The sequence below is a fragment of the Variovorax sp. KBW07 genome (assembly GCF_003852515.1).
GTDB lineage: Bacteria > Pseudomonadota > Gammaproteobacteria > Burkholderiales > Burkholderiaceae_C > Variovorax.
Genome location: NZ_QAJK01000015.1, coordinates 51,090 through 70,283, shown reverse-complemented (window position 1 = coordinate 70,283; position 19,194 = coordinate 51,090). Strand labels below are relative to the sequence as shown.

Sequence of the window (19,194 nt, the reverse complement as noted above, 5' to 3'; positions counted from 1 at the left end):
CCAGCCCCTCCGGGGGCACAACATCTTCATGCGCGGCAACCGCCCCTCAGGTGCTGGCAATGATGCTCAGCGTGAGCTGCAGCACCATCGGCTGGCGCATGTCGCGCGGCGGTGCTTCGGCCAGCGGCTGCGCGGTGAGCAGCGCGCGCAGGTCGGCGTCGGCCTGCGCGTTGCCCAGCGAGTCGAAGGCCACGCGCTCGATCTTGCCGTTGGCGGCGACCCACACGCGCACCACCACCGGCGCGGGCAGCACGGGCTGGCCTTCCTTCAGCATGCGCTCCTGCATCCAGGCGTGCAGCCGCACCACGGTTTCGTTGGCCGGGTCGCTCAGCGAAGACTGCAGCTGGTTGCCGGCCAGGTTGGCATAGCTGATCCAGTGCTGCGGCACCGGCTGCTGCGCCTGGGCCTGCGCGGAAGCGACGACGGGCACGGTGGCGCTGGCAATGCCCAGGCCGAGCCAGCCCAGCGCCAGGCGCAGGCGGCCCCAGCCGGGCGTGGATTTCTTGGAAGAAGCGTTCATGGATCTTTCTGGAAGAAGGAAAAAGCTCAGCCGCACAGCACGCCGACCGACAGGGTCGACGCCCGTGCGGCCGGCGATTGCATCGGGCTCAACTGCGGACTGTCGCTGGCCGCGAAGGCGATGCCGTGACGGCCCAGGAACTGCCGCAACTGCGAGGCCGGCACGGCGCGCACCTGCGTGGCACCGGTCACGCCGCTGGCCGAGGCCACGCGGCTCAGTGCCATGCCGGCCGCATGCGGCGCCGCCGCCACGCGCTCGACCACCACGCCCAGCAGCAGCCCGTCGGCCCCCAGCACCGCGCTGCCGCTGGCGCCGGGCTTCGCGCCCGACAGCAGTTGCAGGCCTTCGGCGCCGGGCACGGTCATGGCGTTGCTGAGCAAGGCCGCGCGGTCGGGCAGGCGCTGCAGCACGGCATAGGCTTCCGTGAACACGCCGATGCTGCGGCCGGGCGCGGCATCGGCCAGCGCGAAGGTGGCGCCAAGGTACGGCTTGAGCGTGGTACGCAGCACGGCGACGTCGAGCTCGGCGCTTTCCGCGATCACCGTGGCCTGCGCCACCTGCCCGCCCTTGATGGCAAAGAGCGAGCGGCAGTCCGACACGGCATGCCGCGCGGTGAGCACGTCGCCGGCTTCGTTGAGAAAAACGCCGCTGGCGTTGGCCTCGGGCAGTGCGCCGGCCCACGCCGCCACCGGGAGCGCGAACAAGGCAAGGGCCCATGCCGCGAACACCGGCAGGCGCAGGCGGGTGAAGAAAGTGGCAGCAGGCATGAGGAAAGAAAAAGGCGATCGCAAGGGCTCTGGCAACTAGACGGAACGGCGCACGCAAAACTGCGCTTTGTCATAAAAATTTCATGAAAAATTAAGCTCCGGCCCGCGCGGGATGCGATGCTTTTTGCATGCCTTCCCCTACTGCTTCCCCCATCGACGCGCACATCGGCGCGGTCTTCATTCCGGTGCGCGACATCCGCGCCGCCCGCGACTGGTACTGCCGCCTGCTGGGCGCAGAGCCCACGGGCGAGATCCTCTTCGGCCACATCTACGTCGTCCCGATGCGGCACGGCAGCGGCCTGGTGCTCGACAGCAAAGACTTCAGCGGCCCGCACGACCGCAAGCCGCTGTTTCACTTCAACACCACCGACATCGCTGCGGCCAGGGCGTCGCTGGCGGCCCTGGGTGCGCCGCACGGCGACATCGTCGATGGCGCCTTCCTGATGTTCAAGGACCCGGACGGCAACCTGCTGATGGTGGCGGATGTGCCACCCGCGCCACCTGCTCCGCCGGCGCCGCCCGCCCCCCTGTCCGTCACTGCCCCAGCAGTTGCCGCTCCCGTGGCGTGAGCTTCGCCTTCTGCGCGTCGCCCAGCGGCCCACGGCCCAGCACCTGCACCGGGCTGTTCGCGTCGTAGCCGACCTTGGTGGCCGTTGCGCCGCGCACTTCGCCAGCGCCCGGTCCGCCGCCCGCCGGCTCGTCGCCGAAGCCCAGCACGCGCACGGTGAACACCGACGGCAGGCTCTGGCGCGCCGCCGCGCGTTCGCGCTGCATGGCGTCCTGCGCCGCCGTGGCGGCCTGCGAAGCCGCCGCGCTGGCGTTGGTCAGCGCACCGACGTTCACCGACGCCACCACCGGCAGGCCGGCCGACTCGCCCTTCACCTGGATGTTGGCCGCGTTCACCACCTGCAGCGCGGCCAGGTTCACGTTGCCCGACACGCGGATGCCCGCCTCGCCGGCATCGATGGTGCCCAGCGGCGCGATCAGGTCCATGTCGCCCGCCGGCACTTCCGGGATGGGCGCCAGCGTTGCCAGGCCGGCGCCCGAGCTGGGCACCTGCGACGACAGCTTCACGTTGCCCACGTTGTCGTACACGCGCTTGGGCGGCGTGTAGACCAGCGTGGTCTTGGAGCCACGGCCGGCGTTGATGTCGCCCTTCTCGGACCAGGCCAGCACGTCGCCGCCGAAGGTGGTCATGACCCGCGAAAGGCCCAGCAGCAGGCTGCCTTCGCTGAACAGCTGGATGTGGCCCATGCCCTGGGTAATGACGCCCGCGCTGCCCGGCGGCACCGCGCCCTGCACGCCCACCACGATCTGCCCGCCCGGCGCCATCATCTGGATGTCGCCGCCGAAATCGGTGTGCACGCCCGAGGGGCCGTACATGATGATGTCGCCCTTGCGCACGATCTCCTGCCCGTTGGCGTCCAGGTCGGGGAACAGCGTGGCGATCATGCCGCGGCCGCGCAGGTAGCTGCCGTAGCGTGGACCGTTCACGTCGTTGTATTCGCGGCCGCCGGCGCGCAGTTCGGCAAAGTACACGGTGCGCAGGAACACGCGTTGCTGCTCCGGCGCCAGCGTCCTGAAGTACGCCTGCGCGCTGCCCGGGTCCTTCGCGTCCTGGCTGGTGGCAACGAAGCCATAGCGCTCGGCGAGCCACGCGGCCAGCTCCACTTCGTAGGTCTTCACCACGCGGTCCGGCTGGCTGGCCAGCGACTCGCCGGCGCCCGACGCGGCGCGCTTCGCCGGATCGAGGTAGCGGTCGGCAATGGCCGAGAAGTCGGGGCCGCCCACGCCCATCGGGCCCATGCCGGCCATCATCGAGATGCTCGCGCCGGGGCGCGTGTCGCCCTCGACCAGCGCGCCCTTGCTCACCACGCTGGCGCGGTCGTCCTGCGTGATGTGGCGGCCCGCCGAAATTTCCAGCGCACCGGGTCCGGCGACGCGCACGTTCGCATACAGGATGTCGCGCCCGGCCTCGATCAGCGAGACGTCGCGCGGGTCGTTGTTGACGATCAGCGCGTCGGTGCCGACGATGTCGCGCCCGGCGCGGATGCGTGCCGGCGCGGCCGAGCGGTTCCAGGTCTCGACCGTCGGAATGCCCGCCGCGGTGACCCTGCGGGCCGTGCCGCTGGCCAGCCCCAGGATGTCGCCCCTGGCCGCATAGAAGAGCGTGGGCGGTGCATCGGCGGCGTGCAACGCGTGGCTGCCGAGCGTGTCCGGCCCGAACGCGAACAGCGGAAAGTAGTTGAACGAGGCAGGTATCGGGATCAGTTCCCCCGCGCCCACCGAACCCAGGGTGCTGGTGTTGTAGACCACCGGCTTCTGGAACGCGTCGTAGCCGACGAACGCGGGCGCCAGCGGCGTCGGCAGCGGCGTGACCGCGCCCGACATGCTGACCGGATAGCCCCCGCCGAACAGCGACGTGCCCGCCAGGAACTCGAGTTCGCCTGTCGGCGATGGCGCCAGCACCAGCGCCTTGCCGTCCGCTTGCTTGGCCGGCGCTGCCGAGAGGCCGTAGTACAGGCTGCCCGAAGCGGCCGTGGCGCGCAGGATCGACGGATACACGGTCACGCTGTCGCTCACGTTGATGCTGCCGAAGTCCCCGCTGCTGGGACGGATGTTGGCAACGTCGGTGCCGGGCGTGAGATTGCCGCCGGCGCTGAACAGGTTGATGGCCGTGCGGCCGGTCCACAGCGTGAACCAGCTCTGGCCGGCGCTGTACGCCATGCCACCGAACGTGAAGGGCGAGGTGTTCGGCACCATCGCGCGGCCCGGATCGACCACGCTCGACATGACCAGGTCACCCGGCGTGTCCAGGTGCATCGCGGAATCCCCGGGCACCAGCAGGATGCCGGCATTGCCGACGCCGATGGTCGCGCTGAACGGGTCGATCGGGCGCGTGTCCGCCGCGTCGCCTTCCTGGCCCGGGATCGCGCGCAGGGCCTTGCGGTACATCAGCTCGATGCCGCCGATGGCACTGGCGGACACCAGGGCCGCGCCGCGCAGGTTGACCAGCGCGCCATTCAGGTCCAGGTATTGCCCGTTGGTGCCATAGCTTGCGTACTGCGCCGCCGCGAGGTTCGGGTTGATGGCGCCGCCGATGCGCAGCTGCAGGTCGCCGCCGCCGGTCAGGGTCATGTTGCCGTTCGCATCGACGCGGCCGGTGCTGCCGACCGCCGCGACGATGGCTTCGCTGCGCGCAAAGCGCTGGCCATCGCCCATCCGCCTGCTGAGGCCCGCGTCGCCGCCCGTGCTCAGCGTCAGGTTGCCGCCGCCCAGCGTGCCCATGCCGGTGAAGCCCACCAGGTAGGGCTCGATGCTGGCGTCGCTGAACCGCTGCAGGGGCGTCACCGCATACGCGCCGAAGTTGATCCACCACGCCGTGGCAATGCTGTCGCTGCCGGGCAGGGCGTTGCCCGAGCCCTGGCGCCACAGCCAGCTGCCCACCGAGGCGCTCGGAATCTGCGACCGGCCGATGCCGAAGGTGCCCCAGACATCGCCCAGCACATTGCCGCGCACCGCGATGTCCACGTTGCCGCCGTGCTCCGGGTACCACGCCTGGTAAGCCGCGAGCGCCGCATCGTAGTCGTTGACCTGTGCACCGATCGCCGAGCCATCGAGGGTTTTTCCGCGCGGAAGGTTGAAGGGGTCGAGGCCGTTGGCATCGAGCAGCGGTGCCGAGCGCGTGCCGGCCGTGTAGAAACCGAACGGCGACTCCATGATGAAGTTGCCCGCCGCGGCGGCGCCCAGGTCGCCGGTGCCGGTGCGCACCACGCTGAACATCGGCGACAGCAGCGTGTGCTTGGCAATGTCCTTCACCGGGTTGATGAACGTGACACAAAGGGCCGCATTGCCCGAGTCGCAGCGGGACAGCTCGCTGTCCGGGACCAGTTCGCCTTCCTTGAAGCTCGGGTCCAGCTTGAAGGCGTCGGGCCCCCATTTCTTGACGATCCGCACCGGATCGACCAAGCAGCCGTCGGGTCCGAGGAAATCGCAGTAGCCGGAGTCGACCAACCAGGACTCCACTGGCGAGCCCACCTCGAAGCCCCAGTCCGGTCCGGCCGGACCCCACACGAGCCCGGTGCCGCCCGGCTCGATCTTGATGCTCGTCATCGTGTGGCTGTCGGCCAGGATGATGGAGCCCTGCTTCGCGGGGTCGACCGCGCGGCGGTCGGCCGAGTCCAGGTCGGCGCCCGCCGTGAGCTGCAGGCTCCAGCTGCTCGCGCCCTGCCCCAGCATCGGCGCCACGGCCCAGTTGCGGCCCTGCACGCCATTGACCATGGGTCGCAGGTTCACGGGCTCGTCGTTCGGCAGCTGGACGTCGGTCATGGACGGAATCAGCGCGCCGCGCGGCAGCGCGATGGTGCTGGCGGCCTTCATGGCGGTCGGCATCCGCACGCCCTTGGGCCAGACCAGCGCCAGCACGCTGGCGTCGCCGCGCAGGGAAGTGCCGGCGCCCAGCTTCATGCCGCTGTCGAGCGCCACCGCTTCGCCCAGCACCGTGCCGGCCTTCAGGCGGATGCTGCCGTCGGCGTTGTAGACGTTGGCGCGCAGCACCGTGCCGGCGGGCAGCGTGTAGGCCTCGCCCAGCGTCGCGTCCACCGGCAGCACCGTGCCGCCGGGCAGCACCAGGGCCTGGGCCGGCATGTCGTAGTTCAGCACCGAGTCCCTCTGGAACACCGTGCCCTTGTCGAGCACCACGCCATCGATCGGGATGACGATGTCGCCACCGAAAGACGTGAACGGCTGGCCGAACTTGCTCTGCTCGGACAGGTACCAGCCCGTGTCGTCGGGCGTGGCCGGCGGCGGCGCGAAGCCGTCGTTGATGCTGCCGTAGATGTTGAGGTTGCCGCCCGCGCGAATCACCAGCCTGCCCGGTTCGCCGAAGCCGCGCCGCGCCGGATCGTTGCGGTCGGCACCCGGGCCGTAGCGGTAGCCCGAGAGGTCGATGTCGCCGACCACGCTCAGGTCGCCGTCCGCCGTCCTGCTGGTAATTTCCACGCCGGGCCGCAGGTGGTAGCTGCCCAGTCCCGCCAGCCGCGTGGACAGCGATGCATTGGCCAGCGCGCTGTCCATGAAGGCGCTGCTGTCGACATCGATGTCGTCGAAAAACTTCTGCGTGATGAGCTGCGGCTTGTGGCCGGTCACGTCGGCCGCGGGTGCGTCCGGCGCATCGCGGTAGGTGCGGAATGCATTGACCGCGATGCTCTTCGCGCCCAGGACCACGGGCGTGCCGTTCACCGTGACGGCCACGTCGTTCGCGCCGGTCCCGCTGCCGCCCACGCCGTCGCCACCCGTGCGGCGCGCGTTCAGCTCGAGCGTGCCGCGCGCGCCCCCATCGTTCTGGCCCGGCTTGCTGCCCACGGCCACGTCGGTGCCGGCACGCAGGTCGATGCGCGCGCCACCGCCCAGCGTCAGCATGCCTTCGGTGCTGGTCAGCTCGACGATGGCCCGGTTCGGGCTGTCGATGATCTTGCCGTAGCTGTCCACGCGCAGGCCCGTGCCGTGCGCATCGAGCGCGCCGTTCACCGTGAGGTCGCCCTTGGCCGCCAGGCGGATCGAGCCGACCTGGAAACCGCTGGCATCGATGCGGCCGTTCACCGTGAGGCTGCCGCCGTCCACCACCACCTCGACCTGCCGCGCCTTCACTTCGTCGCCGATGGCAAGGTCGCCCTGCTTGATCTGGAAGCGCCGCGCGCCGGTCACGCCGCCCTGGTTCAGGCGCGTGTTGAGGCCCGCGAAGTCGGCCACGCTCTGGCCGCGCACATTGATCTCGGCCCCGTCGTACGGCACGATGGTGCCGCCCGCGTCGTAGGCGCCGCTGGCCGTGCCGAGAATGCTGCCGCCCAGGTCCACGCGGCCCGCGCCGGCACCCAGCGCCGTGACCTGCATGCTGCCGCCGCGGTTGTGCGTGGCCGACATGTCGATCACCGAGCCCGCGGCCTGCGTCACGTTGCCCGTCGTGCTCGACACCACCAGGTCGCCGCCGCGGCTGTAGCGCGTCTGCTCGAAGAACTTCACCGGCTGGCCCGACAGGTCGATGCGCGAATTGGCGCCCAGCATCACGTCGCCGGTGGCCGACAGCTGCAGCTTGCCCGACGCCAGGCCGATGGTGCCGTCGATGGTGACGTTGCGGCCCGACAGGCCCAGCTCCGCGCCCAGCGTCCGGTCGCCGGCCGGCTGCGCGCCGCCCGCCGAGCTGACGAGAACGTCGCCGCCCGCCGTGATGTGGTTGTTCGACCCTGCCTCGCCGGTAATGAGCGGTGCGCGCAGGTTCAGGTTGCCGCCGCTGAAGTCGTAGCCCTTGCCGGCCACGTAGTCGCCCTGTCGTTGGTACACGCCCAGCGTGCCCTTGTCGTTGGCGGTGATGCGCTCGGTCGCGTTCAGGTTGACCGTGGCAAAGCCCAGCGCCAGCCGGTCGGCCGAGAAGCCCGCGTCGGGCTGCGTGTTGGGGCCATGGCCGAACACGATGCGCGCCGCCGACACGTCGAGCGTGCCGTTGCCCAGCAGGCTGCCGATGGCGCCGCCCGGCGTGTTGGGGCCGGGGAAGCTTTCGTTCGAACGCGCCGGTGCGGGCGTCAGTCCGGTCCAGATGAATTCGCCGGTGGTGATCTTCGCGCTGTCTCCCGCGCCGCCGTAGCCGTAGATGGCGGGCGTGCCCAGCACCAGCCGCTCGATGGACGACACGCCGGTCGCGGGGTCGAGCGTGTCCAGCGACACCGCGCCGTAGATGTTGACCGACTCGCGCACGTTCAGCACCAGCGTCTCGACCGCCGGCACGCCTTCGCCCTTGTTGCCCGCCAGCAGGTTGGCCAGGATGCCCTGGTTCATCGACAGGCCCGACGGCAACTGGTTGTTGGCGGCCGCCTGCTGCAGCGCCGCGTCGCTGCCCAGGTTGACCGACGACACGGCCAGCACCAGGTTTTTCGCGCCGTAGCGCACGTTGTCGGCCAGCGTGAACGCGCGGTTGGTGGCCACAGCAAGCGTGCCTTCGCCATACAGCGTGGCGTTGCCGCTGCATGACGCGGTCGAGCAGTTGCCGATCTGGATGGGAGAAGGCGTTCCGTCGAACGTGGGCGGCAGCAGGTTGATCCAGCCGTTCGACAACCCCAGCACGGCGCCACGGCCTGCCGAGAAGACCACGCCGTCGGTCGAGTCGTAGGCCGGCGCGCCCATGCCGAGCGTGTTCAGCGAAGCCCCCTGCTCCACGCTGATGCCTGCGCCGTAGCCGCTCGACAGCAGGAAGATTTCCGGGGCGCGCAAGGTGGCGCCGCTTCGCACGGTGACCTCGCCCGCGTCGGACTTGAAGGTGGCGAAGTTGTCCGCGTAGGCCATCTCGAGCTTGCCGCCCAGGATCATCCGGGGCGCGCCGAGGGCATTGAGCTGGTCGGCCTGCAACGACGCGCCCGTGAACCCCGGCGTGCGCTCGGCGCCCGGCGCCAGCACCTCGAGCGTCGTGGCGATCACCGAGAGCGTGCCGCCGAAGCCCACGCTGCCGGCGGCGGGGTTGAGCAGCGCCTTGCCGTCGAACTTCAGCATCGGCACGCCGTCCTTCGGCTTGCTGTAGAAATAGTCGAGCAGCAGGTTGCGCGAGTCGGCCGCGATCTCGCCGCGCACGCCGCCCAGGCGGGCCGCGTCGGCCATCACGAAGGCGTCGTAGCCCATCGTGTTGTAGCTGGCGCTCAGCTTCACCGAGGCCGCTGGCGTAATGACCAGTTGGCTGCTCAGCGAAGACTTCACCGCCGAGTTGGCAACGCCCAGGTGTCCGCTCGCCACGTGCGAGCCATTGCCGACCGACAGCGGCGCGGTCGGCAGCGCGCTCTCGGCGCCCAGCTCCACGCGGAAGGCGCCCGGCAGCAGCGCGTAGGTGGAAGGCAGCAGCGTGTAGGTGCCGGCCTTGAGCCCGGCCACGTCGGTGTCGAGCGTGATCTGCCGGCCGATGGCCGGCTCCGATGCGCCCGCATCCGGCGACACCGGCGCATAGCCGCCCTGGAAGCCCGGCACGATGGCGTACACGCCGTTGCCCGCCTTGCTGAAGGTGTTGGCGGGGTTGGCATTGGCCAGCGGCGTGCGCAGCACGTCGACCGAACCACCGCGCCCGCTGATGAAGCCCGCGCCCGTGAGTTCGCCGCCGCCCGACAGGTCGAGCAGCGCGCCTTCATGGCCGACCACGCTATCGCCCGTGAGCAAGATGCTGCTGCGGCCGATGGCGCGCTTGTCGACGGGCTTGCCGGCATAGCTGTAGCCGATGCCGTCGGTCGTGCCGCCATACGGCATGAGCAAGCCGGCGCCGCTGACCGAGGTAATGCTGCCCGGCATCAGGTCGACCAGGCTCGCATGCGCCTCGTAGGTGCCGCGCCCGTCTTGCCCCACGATCAGGTTGCCCAGCGGGGCGCGCACGATGCCGCCCTGGCGCACCGTGTCGCCGCCGATCGCCAGGATGCCGAACGCCGACTGCGGCATGGCCACGTCGCCTTCGACCTGCCGGCGGATGTCCAGCACGCGGCCCTTGTCGTAGCCCGCGATGATCTGCGCGTCGACGCCGGTGGCGGGATAGATCTGCGCGGCGGTGATGGTCAGGTCGCCCATCGTGGCCAGCTCGGTCGTGGTCGCGCCGCGCAGGCCGAGCGCCGGCGTGCCGCCCAGCAACCTCAGGTCGCCGCGGCTCGTCACGTTCACCTGGTCGAAGCCGCGGCGGTCCACCGTCTGCGCGGGCCCGGTCTTCATGGCGATATCGCCGTGCGCGCCGAAGCCCACGCGGTCGCGAACGTCGATCTGGTCGGCCTCGGCCGTGAACACCGCGTCGCTCGATCGCTTCGATGCGCCCGAGCGCCAGTTCACGCTGTAGAGCACCTCGCCGTCTTGCCTGGCCGCGTTGGCCGCGCCGGCCAGCCGCAGGTAGGACGATGCAAGGCGCACCTGCGAATCCGCCGCAGCGCTGTCGGCCAGCGCAAAGCTGCCGGCGTAGATGCGCATGCTCTGCGCGGTCGAAAAATCGACGTTGCCATCGAAGCTCAACAGGCCGTTGACCAGCAGCGACAGATTGCCGAAGCCACCGTCCCGCACCTGGTCCACGCCCAGCCGGCCCTTGCCGTACGTCAGCGCCGCATCGGCCTGGCCCGGTTGCAGCGTCGAAGGCAATCCGCTCGGTTGCCGCGTCTGCGACAGCACCAGTTCGCGCTCCTGCCGCACCGCGTTGTCGACCTGCGCGAACTTGGAGAACACCGGCGTCTCGAGCGCCACGGCCAGCGTGCCGCCCGCCGCATTGGCGCCGCCCGCATGCGCGCGCAGCGTGCCGTCCAGGTAGAGGCTGTGCGCCGACTTGAGCACGATGCTGCCGCCGTTGCTGGCCACGTTCAGCTCGCGCCAAAGGCCGCCGGCCGGCACGTCGATGGCCGCGCTGCTGCCCGAGGCATCGAGCACCGCGCCGGGCCGGATCACCAGCGCCAGGTCGGGCGCATTGGCCACGCCCTTGGCTTCCCAGTCGAGTGCGCCGCCGATGGAAATGGTGCCGCCGTTGCGCACCGAGCCGTAGCGCCGGCCGCTGGCATCGACGCCCGTTTGGGCGCGCGCCGCCACGTCGAGCACCGCGCCCTCGCCGATCCACACCGAGCGGTTGTGCGCCGCCAGCGACGTGCTGACCGCCGAATTGAAAAGGGGCGCCTCGATGTCGATGCCGATGCTGCCGCCCCAGGCATTGAGCCGGCCATCGACCACGAAGCTGCTCTTGCCGCCGCCGAGCAGGCGGATCGAGCGGCCCGGATCGACCGTCACCACCGAGCCCGCGCCGATGGCGATGTCGCCGCCTTCGGTGACGCGGCGCTGCGCGCGCAGCGTCAGGTCGGCACCCTGGCGTTGAATCACCTGCCGGTTCGCCACGTCCTGCTGCAGCAGCGGCGGGGTCCACAGCTGCAGCGCGACGCCGCCCTCGTTGCCCGCGGAGGTGTCGGGGGCGATGCGGTAGACCGGCACCGCCACGTCGATTTGCGCACCCGGCGCGACCGACAGGCCCTGGTGGCCGTTGAGGTCGTAGGCCGAAAAGCCGGACTGCAGGCGCGATGCGTCGAGCACCAGCGTCGCTGCGTCCGCCGTTGCGGGGTCGAGGCCGATGGCCAGCGCATTGCCCGTTTCGATCTTCAGCGTGCCGCCGCCGTTCACGCCGTGGCCACGGATTTCGCCGCCCAGCGAGAGCACGCCCTTCGCGTCGGTGGCCGTGGCAGCCGAGTCGGCCACCAGCGCCACGCTGCCGCCCTTGCCGCCCTTCTGCTTGCCCTTGGCCAGCAGCGCGGCGCCGGAGGACACGTCGATCAGGCTGCCCTTTTCGATCATCACGCCGTGCGTCGATTCGATGCGCACCGTGCCGCCGTCGATGGCGGCCAGCGTGGCCGAGTCTTCGGGGGACGTGCCCACATCGACACGGCGCCCGCGCAGGTCGAGCGTGGCGCCATCGCGCAGCGTGACCGACGACGCGCCGTCTTTCGCCAGCGCGCGCACCAGGGTGCCGGTCATCGGCGACGTGAAGATGTTGCCGGCATCCAGCTTGCCGCCGCGCGCCGTGATGTCGGCGCCGATGTCGATGAACGCGCCGAGCAGGCTGGCCTGCCCGCCGTCCGCCAGCGCCACGGCCTTCTCGACCTTCACAGTGCCGAGCGTGCCGATGTCCAGCACCGACAGGTGCTGCGCATTCAGCTGCGCGCTGTCGATCCACAGCGTGCCGATGCGGTCGGTGGCCAGCGCGTCGGCGGCGGCCATCTGCTGCGTCGTGCGCGCGATGTCGCCAAGGCGCACGTCGGTGTCGAACAGGTCCACGCGGCCCAGCGCCGAATAGCGGCCCACCGCCAGCGCACCGCCTCGCGCCACCGCGGTCTGCGCCTGCCGGTAGCCGTCCTCGATGGCATCGCGTGCCCGCGTCTGGCGCGCACCGTTGAACACGTCGGCCACGATGTCGCCTTCGAGCACCGCCGTGGGCGCGCTCACCACCAGCCGGCCCGCGTCGCGGCCCACCGTGTAGCCGTTTTCAAGCAGGCGCTGCGGCCCGATCAGCGGGTTGTAGAAATACTCGGTGTTCTTCTTGCCCCAGCGCGCGTGCTCGGCCTCGAAGCCCTTGTAGACGCCATCGAACACCATGTCCGACGGGGCCTTGTTCAGGCTGTACAGGCGGCCGTCGCTGCCCTTGAGCCAGGTCTGGTTGATGAAGCCGGTCTGCACGTTCAGCGAGCCGCCCGACAGGTTCACGCTGGAGCCCGCCTGCGTCACCACTTCCTTGCCGCCCAGCACCACCGTGCCGCCCTGCGCGGCCCATTCGCCGATGCCGTGGCCCTGGTTGCCCAGGTAGCCACCGACTTCGAGCAGGCCGCCCGCCGCGTACCAGCGCTCGCCTTCGTAGCCGCCCACGCCGGGCGCCACGCGCACCAGGCTGCGGCGGTCGATCCACACGTCGTTGTTGAAGAGCTTGCCGCTCTCGCGGTTCTGCGGCGAATCGCGCAGCTCGTTGCCCTGCACGTTGACCTTGACGTTGTTCGACTCCATGGCCACGCTCACGCCCACCGCGCCCGACACGTCGAGCCGCGCCCTGTCGGCCACGAAGCTGCGGCGCGCGGCACTGGCCGCGATCTGCCCGCCGGTGGCGAGCGTGAGCGAATCGCCCTCGAAGCGGATGTCGCCGCCCGAGACGATCTCGATGCGCGACTGGTCGCGCCGGTCCGACAGGTTGGCCAGGTTGTCGAAGCCGTTGGCCAGGGCCGCGAAGCGCAGCGCGTCTTGCGCGGCCGAATCCTTGATGAGCGCATCGCGCTGGCTGTCGAGCGCGCTGGCCTTGCCGTCGTCCTCGATGACCACGGCGGTGACCGCGCCCTTGCCCACGGCCACGTTGCCCAGCTTGTCCGACGCCGAGTTCAGCAGGTGCACCGTGCCGCGTGCGCTGACGGTGCTGCTGGCCACGGCCACGCCGTCTTGCCGCACGTCGCGGCCGGCCAGCGTGATGTCGCCTTCGCGCGCGGTGATCAGCCCGGTGTTGCTCACCTTGCCCGCCGTGCTGTCGGGCACGAACTGCGGCGCCACCTCGTTGCCGCGCGTGGTCGAGAAGGTGTTGGCATCGGTGCCCACACCCTTGCGGATGAGGAAGCTGTCGCCCGCCGCCATCTGCGCCTGGCCCTTGCGGGTGGAAATTTCGCCGGCGTTCGACACTTCCTTGCCGAGCAGCAGCACGTAGCCGCCGCCCTGCGTGACGGAGCCCGGCTCCCTGGTCGTGATGCGCGCACCGGCCTGCACCTCGACCTTGCCCAGGTCTTCCTTCAGCGTGGTGAAGCTGGGCGCCGTGCCGTTCGAATAGATGCCGCCGCTGGTGAACTGCGAGTCCTTGATGCTTGCGGCGGCCGCCACCAGGTTGCGCGTGTCGACCTGGCTGCTGCCGCTGAACACCACGCCGTTGCGGTTGGCGATGAGCACCGTGCCGTCGCCCTTGATCTGCCCGCGGATCTGCGACGGGCGCGCGGCCGGGTCGTTGACGCGGTTGAGCACGGCCCATTCGGCCTGCTGCTTGAAATCGACCGTGGTGTTGCGCCCGACGTTGAAGGTCTCCCAGTTCAGGATGGCCTTGTCGCCGGTCTGCTGGACGGTCACCGTGGTGCGGCCGCCGGCCGTGCCGGGCACCGGTGCGTTGGCGTTGTGCCAGCCGGCCGTGAGGCTGTTGGTGTCGACCTTCAGGCCGCCTTCGACCAGCCCGTCCGGCACGTCGCTGCCGCCGTTCTGCGCGGCCAGCCGTGCCGCCGCCTGCGCCGCCTGCTGCGCGGCGATTGCCTGCGCCGCCAGGTTCAGGTTGCCCAGGGAGCGCTGCAGTTGCTCGCTGGCTTTCTGCTGCTGCGCGAGCGGGTTCGTCAGCATCGAGGCCGGCATGCCGTTCGGCAGGTAGCCCGTGGCAGCGGCCGTGCCCTGCGCCACGTTCTTCTGTGCCATCCAGGCCGCGCTGAACGCGCGCTGTGCCTGTGCGTTGCCGGCGAAGCCCGCCATGGCCAGTGCGATGGCGACCGCATGCGCGACCGGTGCGCGGCGGAATGTCTGTTTGCTCATTTCATACCCCAGAGGAAAACCCGTTCGCGTGATTGCGTGGCACGGCGATGTAGCGCCGCGCTCTGGTTAAGAGACCGGGCTCGCCGGATGCGACCGACACGGCATGAGCAAAAGACAGGAAAAATTTGCGAGGCGATGCGGGTGGCCGTGTTTTTCACAGCCGTGTCACGCAGCAAAGGCAAAAAGGGCCGCGCGGGCCCTAGCCGAGCAGCACGATGCCGGCCGGCAGCGTCGTCACCTTGGCGCCGTAGCTGGCACCGATCAGCGTTTCGATGCGCGCCAGCTGTTCGAGCCGCAAGCGCGCCTGCACCTTGCGCCGGCCCAGCTCGGCATTGGTCACGATCAACCGGCCGGGGCGGTAGCGGTTGATTTCCTCGACCACCGCCGCGAGCGGCGTGTTGTCGAACACCAGCACGCGCTCGCGCCATGCATTCACGGCCGAAAGGTCGGGCGCGCGCGCCACCTCGGCACCGCGCCTGCCGTAGCTGATCTGCTGCGCCTCCTTCGCGACCCACACGCGGCCGCCGTAAGCAAGCTCGACCGAGCCGGCCATGCAGGTCACGCACACCTCGGCGCCGGTGGCGCGCACGTTGAAGCGGCTGGCGGCCGCGGCCACCAGCCGGCCGCCACCGACCGTCATCGTGAACGGCGTGGCGCGCGATGCATCGAGCAGCACCTGCGCCTCGCCACCCAGCAGGTCGAGCGTGGCCGCCTCCCCTTCGGCGGCGCGCGACACGTTGAAGCTGGTCTGCGTGTTCATCTCGACCACCGCCGCGTCGGCCAGCACCACCTGGCGCTGCTCGCCGGTGCCGGTGCTGTAGTCGGCCGTCATGTCGGACAGCGCGGGCCACAGCCGGCCCGGCGGCCGCACCACCACGAAGGCAGCGGCGCCGGCGGCCAGCGCGGCACCGAGGATGTAGCGGCGATTGGGATGCGCTCGGGCGATGACGGCGGCGCGCGGCGGCTCCGCGGCGCGCAGGCGCTGCGCCACCGCCTCGGCCGCGGGCCGTGCCACGTCCCACAGCCGGGTCGTCTCGGCCATGACCTGCGCGTGCAGCGGGCTCTGGCCGCACCAGCGCCTGAAATCCTGCGCGTCGACCGTCGTGGCCCGGCCCGAGGTCAGGCGCACGAGCCAGTCGCGCGCCTGCGCTTCCAGCGCGGCGCGGTCGTCGTTCGGGGTGTTCACGGCAAGCATCCCTACTGAGACTGTTTTCCGGCCCCGGGACCGAACCTCTGGATCACATCGCGCCCCAGCCGGCCGGCGCAATGCACCAGCGCGGCCTTCACTTCGCGCTCCACGATCCGCACCGACACGCCGTAGCGCAACGCGATGTCCTTGTGCGGCGTTTCGTCCACGCGCGAGGCAATGAAAATTTCGCGGCGCCGGCGCGGCAGCTCTTCGAGCGCGCGCTCCAGCGCCTGCACTTCGCTGCGGCCTTCAGACAGGCGCGCCGGGTCCTGGCCCTCGTCGGCAAAGTGCAGCAGCTCCTCGACCTCCACGAAGTCGAGCAGCCTGCCATTGGAAATGCGCCGGTCTTCCGCCACGTTCGACGCGATGCGCAGCAGGTAGGCCATCGGGCTCTGCACCGGCCCGGGGTCGCTCATGCGGTTCACGCGCAGCCAGGTTTCGTGCAGCACGTCGTCGGCCACGTCCTCCGAACCGAGGCGGCGGCGCAGCCGGTTGCGAAAGTCGAGGTAGCGGCTCGTCAGCAGGTTGCGCAGGAAGCCGGGGGTGTCTTGTTCCACGGCGGACTCAGGACGCGGCGGGCGCCACGCCCGCGCACACATCGGTGCTGTGGCCGGTGCGGGGCAGCAGCAATATGGTCAGGGGTTCGTCGGGCGTTTCCTCGCCCTCCTTCGGCGGGGCCAGCACCAGCGTGTTCATCGCGCTTTCGAGTGCCGCGTCGCGCTGCGCGAGACCGGTCGTGCTGAGCAGGCGCGTGCGCCGCACACGGCCGGAAGGCCCGACCCACAGCTGCACCAGTGCGCGGTAGCTGCCGGGCTGCACGGCAGGCCATCGGCACAGCGTGCGTTCCAGCGCCTGCTGCACCACGCGCGCATTGCCGTCGCTCAAGGGCTCCACGGCCGGTGCTGCCGACGCAGGCGCCACTGCCTGCTGCGGAACGTCGGTCTCGACAAGGGTAAAGGTGGTGTCGTCCGCATAGCGCGCCGCCAGCCGCGTGCCCGCCAGCATCCGCTGCAAGGCTTCGCGCGGCGCCAGCTCGCCGTGCACCGGCATCGATTCGAGACCGGCCGCAAGCTGCCCGTCGAAGAACACCGACTGCCCCGTGGCCTGCGCGAACGCCTGCAGCGCCGAAGCCAGCGGCTGCGCGGGAATGTCGAAGCTCACGCGCTTCGCCGGCTCTTGCGGGCGGGCAACGGGCGAATCGACAACGGCGGCAAGGGAAGCACCCAAAGACAGGATTCCGAAAATCAAGATCAAGACATCCAACCACCCTCGCGACCGAGCAACGCACGACATGCCGGGTCCTGTCACGAAATGGAATTTGATGCGGGCCAGCGAGAACCGTGGCCGTACTACTTTCAGTGGACCGGATGCTAGTGAGGATTTGTGACAAGTTGAATGCAATGCGCCCCGCAAGCCCCGCGAATATCGCGGTCCGCGGGGCGCTGCGGCTCGTCGTTTTCAGGCGTTGCCTGGAGCTTGTTCAGACCGTGAGCACGACCTTGCCGATGTGCCCCGCACGCTCCAGGTACTGGTGCGCCTGCACCACGTCGTCGAGCGCGAAGGCACGGTCGATATGCACCTGCAGCGAGCCGTCTGCCAGCCCCGCATCGACAAAAGCCAGCGCGCGGCCGAGCGCCGCTTCGTCGCGCGGCAGGCCCATGGTGGGCGCGCCCGTGAACTCGAGCACCTTGTAGACGTGAAAGCGCCAGCTCTTGCGGAACTGCGCGATGGCCGGGTACGCCAGCTCCGCCCCGCCGGACAACCCGTACAGCACATACCAGCCACGGTGCGCGACGACATCGCCCAGGCGCGCCAGGTCCGCACCGCCCACGCCGTCGTACACCAGCTCGACGCCGCGCCCATCGGTCAGCGCCATCACGCGGCCGATCACATCTTCGTCTTGCGTCACGACCACATGCGCCGCGCCCGCGTCGAGCAGCGCCTGGCGCTTGGCGCCCGTGCGGGTGGTGGCGATGGCGCGAATGCCCGCGGCGCGCGCCATCTGCAAGGCCGCGATGCCGGTCCCCGACGAAGCCCCGGTGACGAGCATGGACTGCCCGCGTTGCAAGCGGGCCATTTCGAACATCGGAAAGTAGCCCGTGAGGTAGGCCATGTACGCCCCGGCGGCTTGCGCGGCAGACAGGTTGCCGGGGTGGCGCACCACATGCGTGGCGGGGAACAGGATGCTGTCGCCGTAGGTCGGGTAGCGCCCCTGCCCGGCGCCGGGCAGCACCGCCACGCGGTCGCCGGCAGCCAGGCCTTCGACACCTTCGCCCACCGCATCGATGACACCGGCCGCCTCGTTGCCCAGCCCGGCCGGCAGCATTGCGTCTTCGATGTACATCTTCTCGCGCCACAGCGCGTCGGCCCGGTTCAGGCCGATCGCCTGCACCGCGATGCGCACCTCGCCCGCGTCTGGCGCAGGCGTTTCGCCCTGCTCGATCTTCAGCACGTCGGCACCGCCGAACGCATGAAAGCGAACCCTCTTTCCCATGTGAATATCCATTCCTGAAAAGCTGGCGGCTGCGGAATTGAAGCCACCGACACCGCCAATCTAGAGGCCACGGCGCCATCAAGGAAATCGATTGATGGGATATTCGGCATGCACGAAATCGATACCTCCCCACATCGTTCAACTCCGCTCCACAGCACGCATGAAACCGATCGAACTCGGCCGCATCGACCTGAACCTGCTCACGGTGCTGGCGGCGCTCATGCGCGAACGGCACGTGAGCCGGGCCGCGCAACGGCTGAACCTGGGCCAGCCGGCGGTGAGCCATGCACTGGCCCGGCTGCGCGAACTCACGGGCGACCCGTTGCTGGTGCGCCAGGGCCGCGTGATGGAACCGACCGAGCGCGCGCTGGCGCTGATGCAAGGGCTCGGCCCCGCGCTGGAGCAGATCGAGGCCACCTTCCGCGCGCAAGCCGACTTCGAACCCGCGCGCGCCGCCCCGGTGTTCCGCATCGGCCTGACCGACGACCTGCAGATCGCGATGCTGCCGCGCCTGCTGCGCGCGCTCAGCGCCGAAGTGCCGCGCGCCAAGCTGGTCACGCTGACCGTCTGCTACCGCAACGCACCGCGCTACCTCGACGAAGGACGCGTGAGCGCCGTGATGGCCTTCCTGAAAGACCTGCCCGCCGGCGCCAAGGTACGCAAGGCGCGCACCGCGCGTTTTGCCGTGTTGCGCGCCGACACCGCAGCCGGCAAGCTGTCGCTCGACGAGTACTGCCGCCGGCGCCACGTGCTGGTGACCTACGCCGGCGACCTGTGCGGCACGGTCGACGAAACGCTGGCCGAACTGGGCAAGGAGCGCGACGTGGCTTTTTCGGTGCCGCAGTTCGGCAGCCTGCCTGCCGTGTTGGCCGGCACCGAGTTGCTGGCAACGGTGCCCGAGCACGTGGCGCAAGTGCTGTCCGTACAAGGCGGCCTTCGCTGCGAGGCTCTGCCGTTCGAGAGCCCGACGTACCAACTGAAGCTGGCCTGGCGCGCCGTGACGGACAAGGACCCGGCGGAGGCCTGGTTGCGCAAGGCGATGTTGCGGGCTTTCAACGATTGACTCTTCGCGGCTTTGTTTGACTGCTGCTGTTCTGGTTCATTCAGGGCGACGCCCACGCCGACGGTGTGCTCTGCTCCGCGAATGTCCCCCGCT

At 70.2% G+C, this 19,194-nt stretch carries 9 protein-coding genes; 2 read left to right on the top strand and 7 right to left on the bottom strand.

Translation table 11 applies throughout. The features are described from left to right. Nucleotides 1–46: 46 nt before the first annotated feature. Together DBV14_RS33745 and DBV14_RS03050 are read right to left on the bottom strand one after the other, a co-directional pair. Entirely contained in the window at nt 47–520 is a 474-nt protein-coding gene (locus tag DBV14_RS33745; RefSeq protein WP_124457723.1) for a hypothetical protein, read from the bottom strand. Nucleotides 521–546: 26 nt separating this feature from the next. Further along, nucleotides 547–1,287 (bottom strand): serine protease, encoded by a 741-nt coding sequence (locus DBV14_RS03050; RefSeq protein WP_124457722.1) that lies wholly within the window; start codon nt 1,285–1,287, stop codon nt 547–549. Nucleotides 1,288–1,415: 128 nt separating this feature from the next. Here DBV14_RS03050 and DBV14_RS03045 point away from each other — a divergent pair, with 128 nt between their 5' ends. After that, nucleotides 1,416–1,856, top strand: a complete 441-nt coding sequence (locus tag DBV14_RS03045) for a VOC family protein (protein ID WP_124457721.1) — start codon at nt 1,416–1,418, stop codon at nt 1,854–1,856. Here the strand turns inward: DBV14_RS03045 and DBV14_RS03040 are convergent. The 5 genes from DBV14_RS03040 to DBV14_RS03020 all read right to left on the bottom strand — a co-directional run bounded on the left by DBV14_RS03040 (nt 1,822) and on the right by DBV14_RS03020 (nt 18,038). Then, nucleotides 1,822–14,355 (bottom strand): filamentous haemagglutinin family protein, encoded by a 12,534-nt coding sequence (locus tag DBV14_RS03040; RefSeq protein ID WP_124457720.1) that lies wholly within the window; start codon nt 14,353–14,355, stop codon nt 1,822–1,824. The two genes, DBV14_RS03045 and DBV14_RS03040, sit on opposite strands and share 35 nt — an antisense overlap. A 199-nt stretch (nt 14,356–14,554) precedes the next feature. Next, a complete protein-coding gene (locus DBV14_RS03035) occupies nt 14,555–15,541 on the bottom strand; it encodes a FecR domain-containing protein (RefSeq protein WP_221621867.1) in 987 nt (328 codons plus the stop codon). An 11-nt stretch (nt 15,542–15,552) separates the two neighbouring features. Next, nucleotides 15,553–16,101 (bottom strand): RNA polymerase sigma factor, encoded by a 549-nt coding sequence (locus DBV14_RS03030; RefSeq protein WP_260396792.1) that lies wholly within the window; start codon nt 16,099–16,101, stop codon nt 15,553–15,555. Between the two features lie 7 nt (nt 16,102–16,108). After that, nucleotides 16,109–16,771 (bottom strand): STN domain-containing protein, encoded by a 663-nt coding sequence (locus tag DBV14_RS03025; protein ID WP_148092428.1) that lies wholly within the window; start codon nt 16,769–16,771, stop codon nt 16,109–16,111. Between the two features lie 253 nt (nt 16,772–17,024). Next, a complete protein-coding gene (locus DBV14_RS03020; RefSeq protein ID WP_124457716.1) occupies nt 17,025–18,038 on the bottom strand; it encodes a zinc-dependent alcohol dehydrogenase family protein in 1,014 nt (337 codons plus the stop codon). 160 nt (nt 18,039–18,198) lie between these two features. On the opposite strand from DBV14_RS03020, the gene DBV14_RS03015 reads away from it, so the two are divergent. Next, a complete protein-coding gene (locus DBV14_RS03015) occupies nt 18,199–19,101 on the top strand; it encodes a LysR family transcriptional regulator (RefSeq protein WP_124457715.1) in 903 nt (300 codons plus the stop codon). Nucleotides 19,102–19,194 lie beyond the last annotated feature (93 nt).

What these genes read in the sequence shown, in the direction of transcription:
- DBV14_RS03045 (WP_124457721.1), top strand. Translation starts at nt 1,416, where the DNA reads ATGCCTTCCCCTACTGCTTCCCCCATCGACGCGCACATCGGCGCGGTC.
- DBV14_RS03020 (WP_124457716.1), bottom strand. Translation starts at nt 18,038, where the DNA reads ATGGGAAAGAGGGTTCGCTTTCATGCGTTCGGCGGTGCCGACGTGCTG.
- DBV14_RS03050 (WP_124457722.1), bottom strand. Translation starts at nt 1,287, where the DNA reads ATGCCTGCTGCCACTTTCTTCACCCGCCTGCGCCTGCCGGTGTTCGCG.
- DBV14_RS03040 (WP_124457720.1), bottom strand. Translation starts at nt 14,355, where the DNA reads ATGAGCAAACAGACATTCCGCCGCGCACCGGTCGCGCATGCGGTCGCC.
- DBV14_RS33745 (WP_124457723.1), bottom strand. Translation starts at nt 520, where the DNA reads ATGAACGCTTCTTCCAAGAAATCCACGCCCGGCTGGGGCCGCCTGCGC.
- DBV14_RS03015 (WP_124457715.1), top strand. Translation starts at nt 18,199, where the DNA reads ATGAAACCGATCGAACTCGGCCGCATCGACCTGAACCTGCTCACGGTG.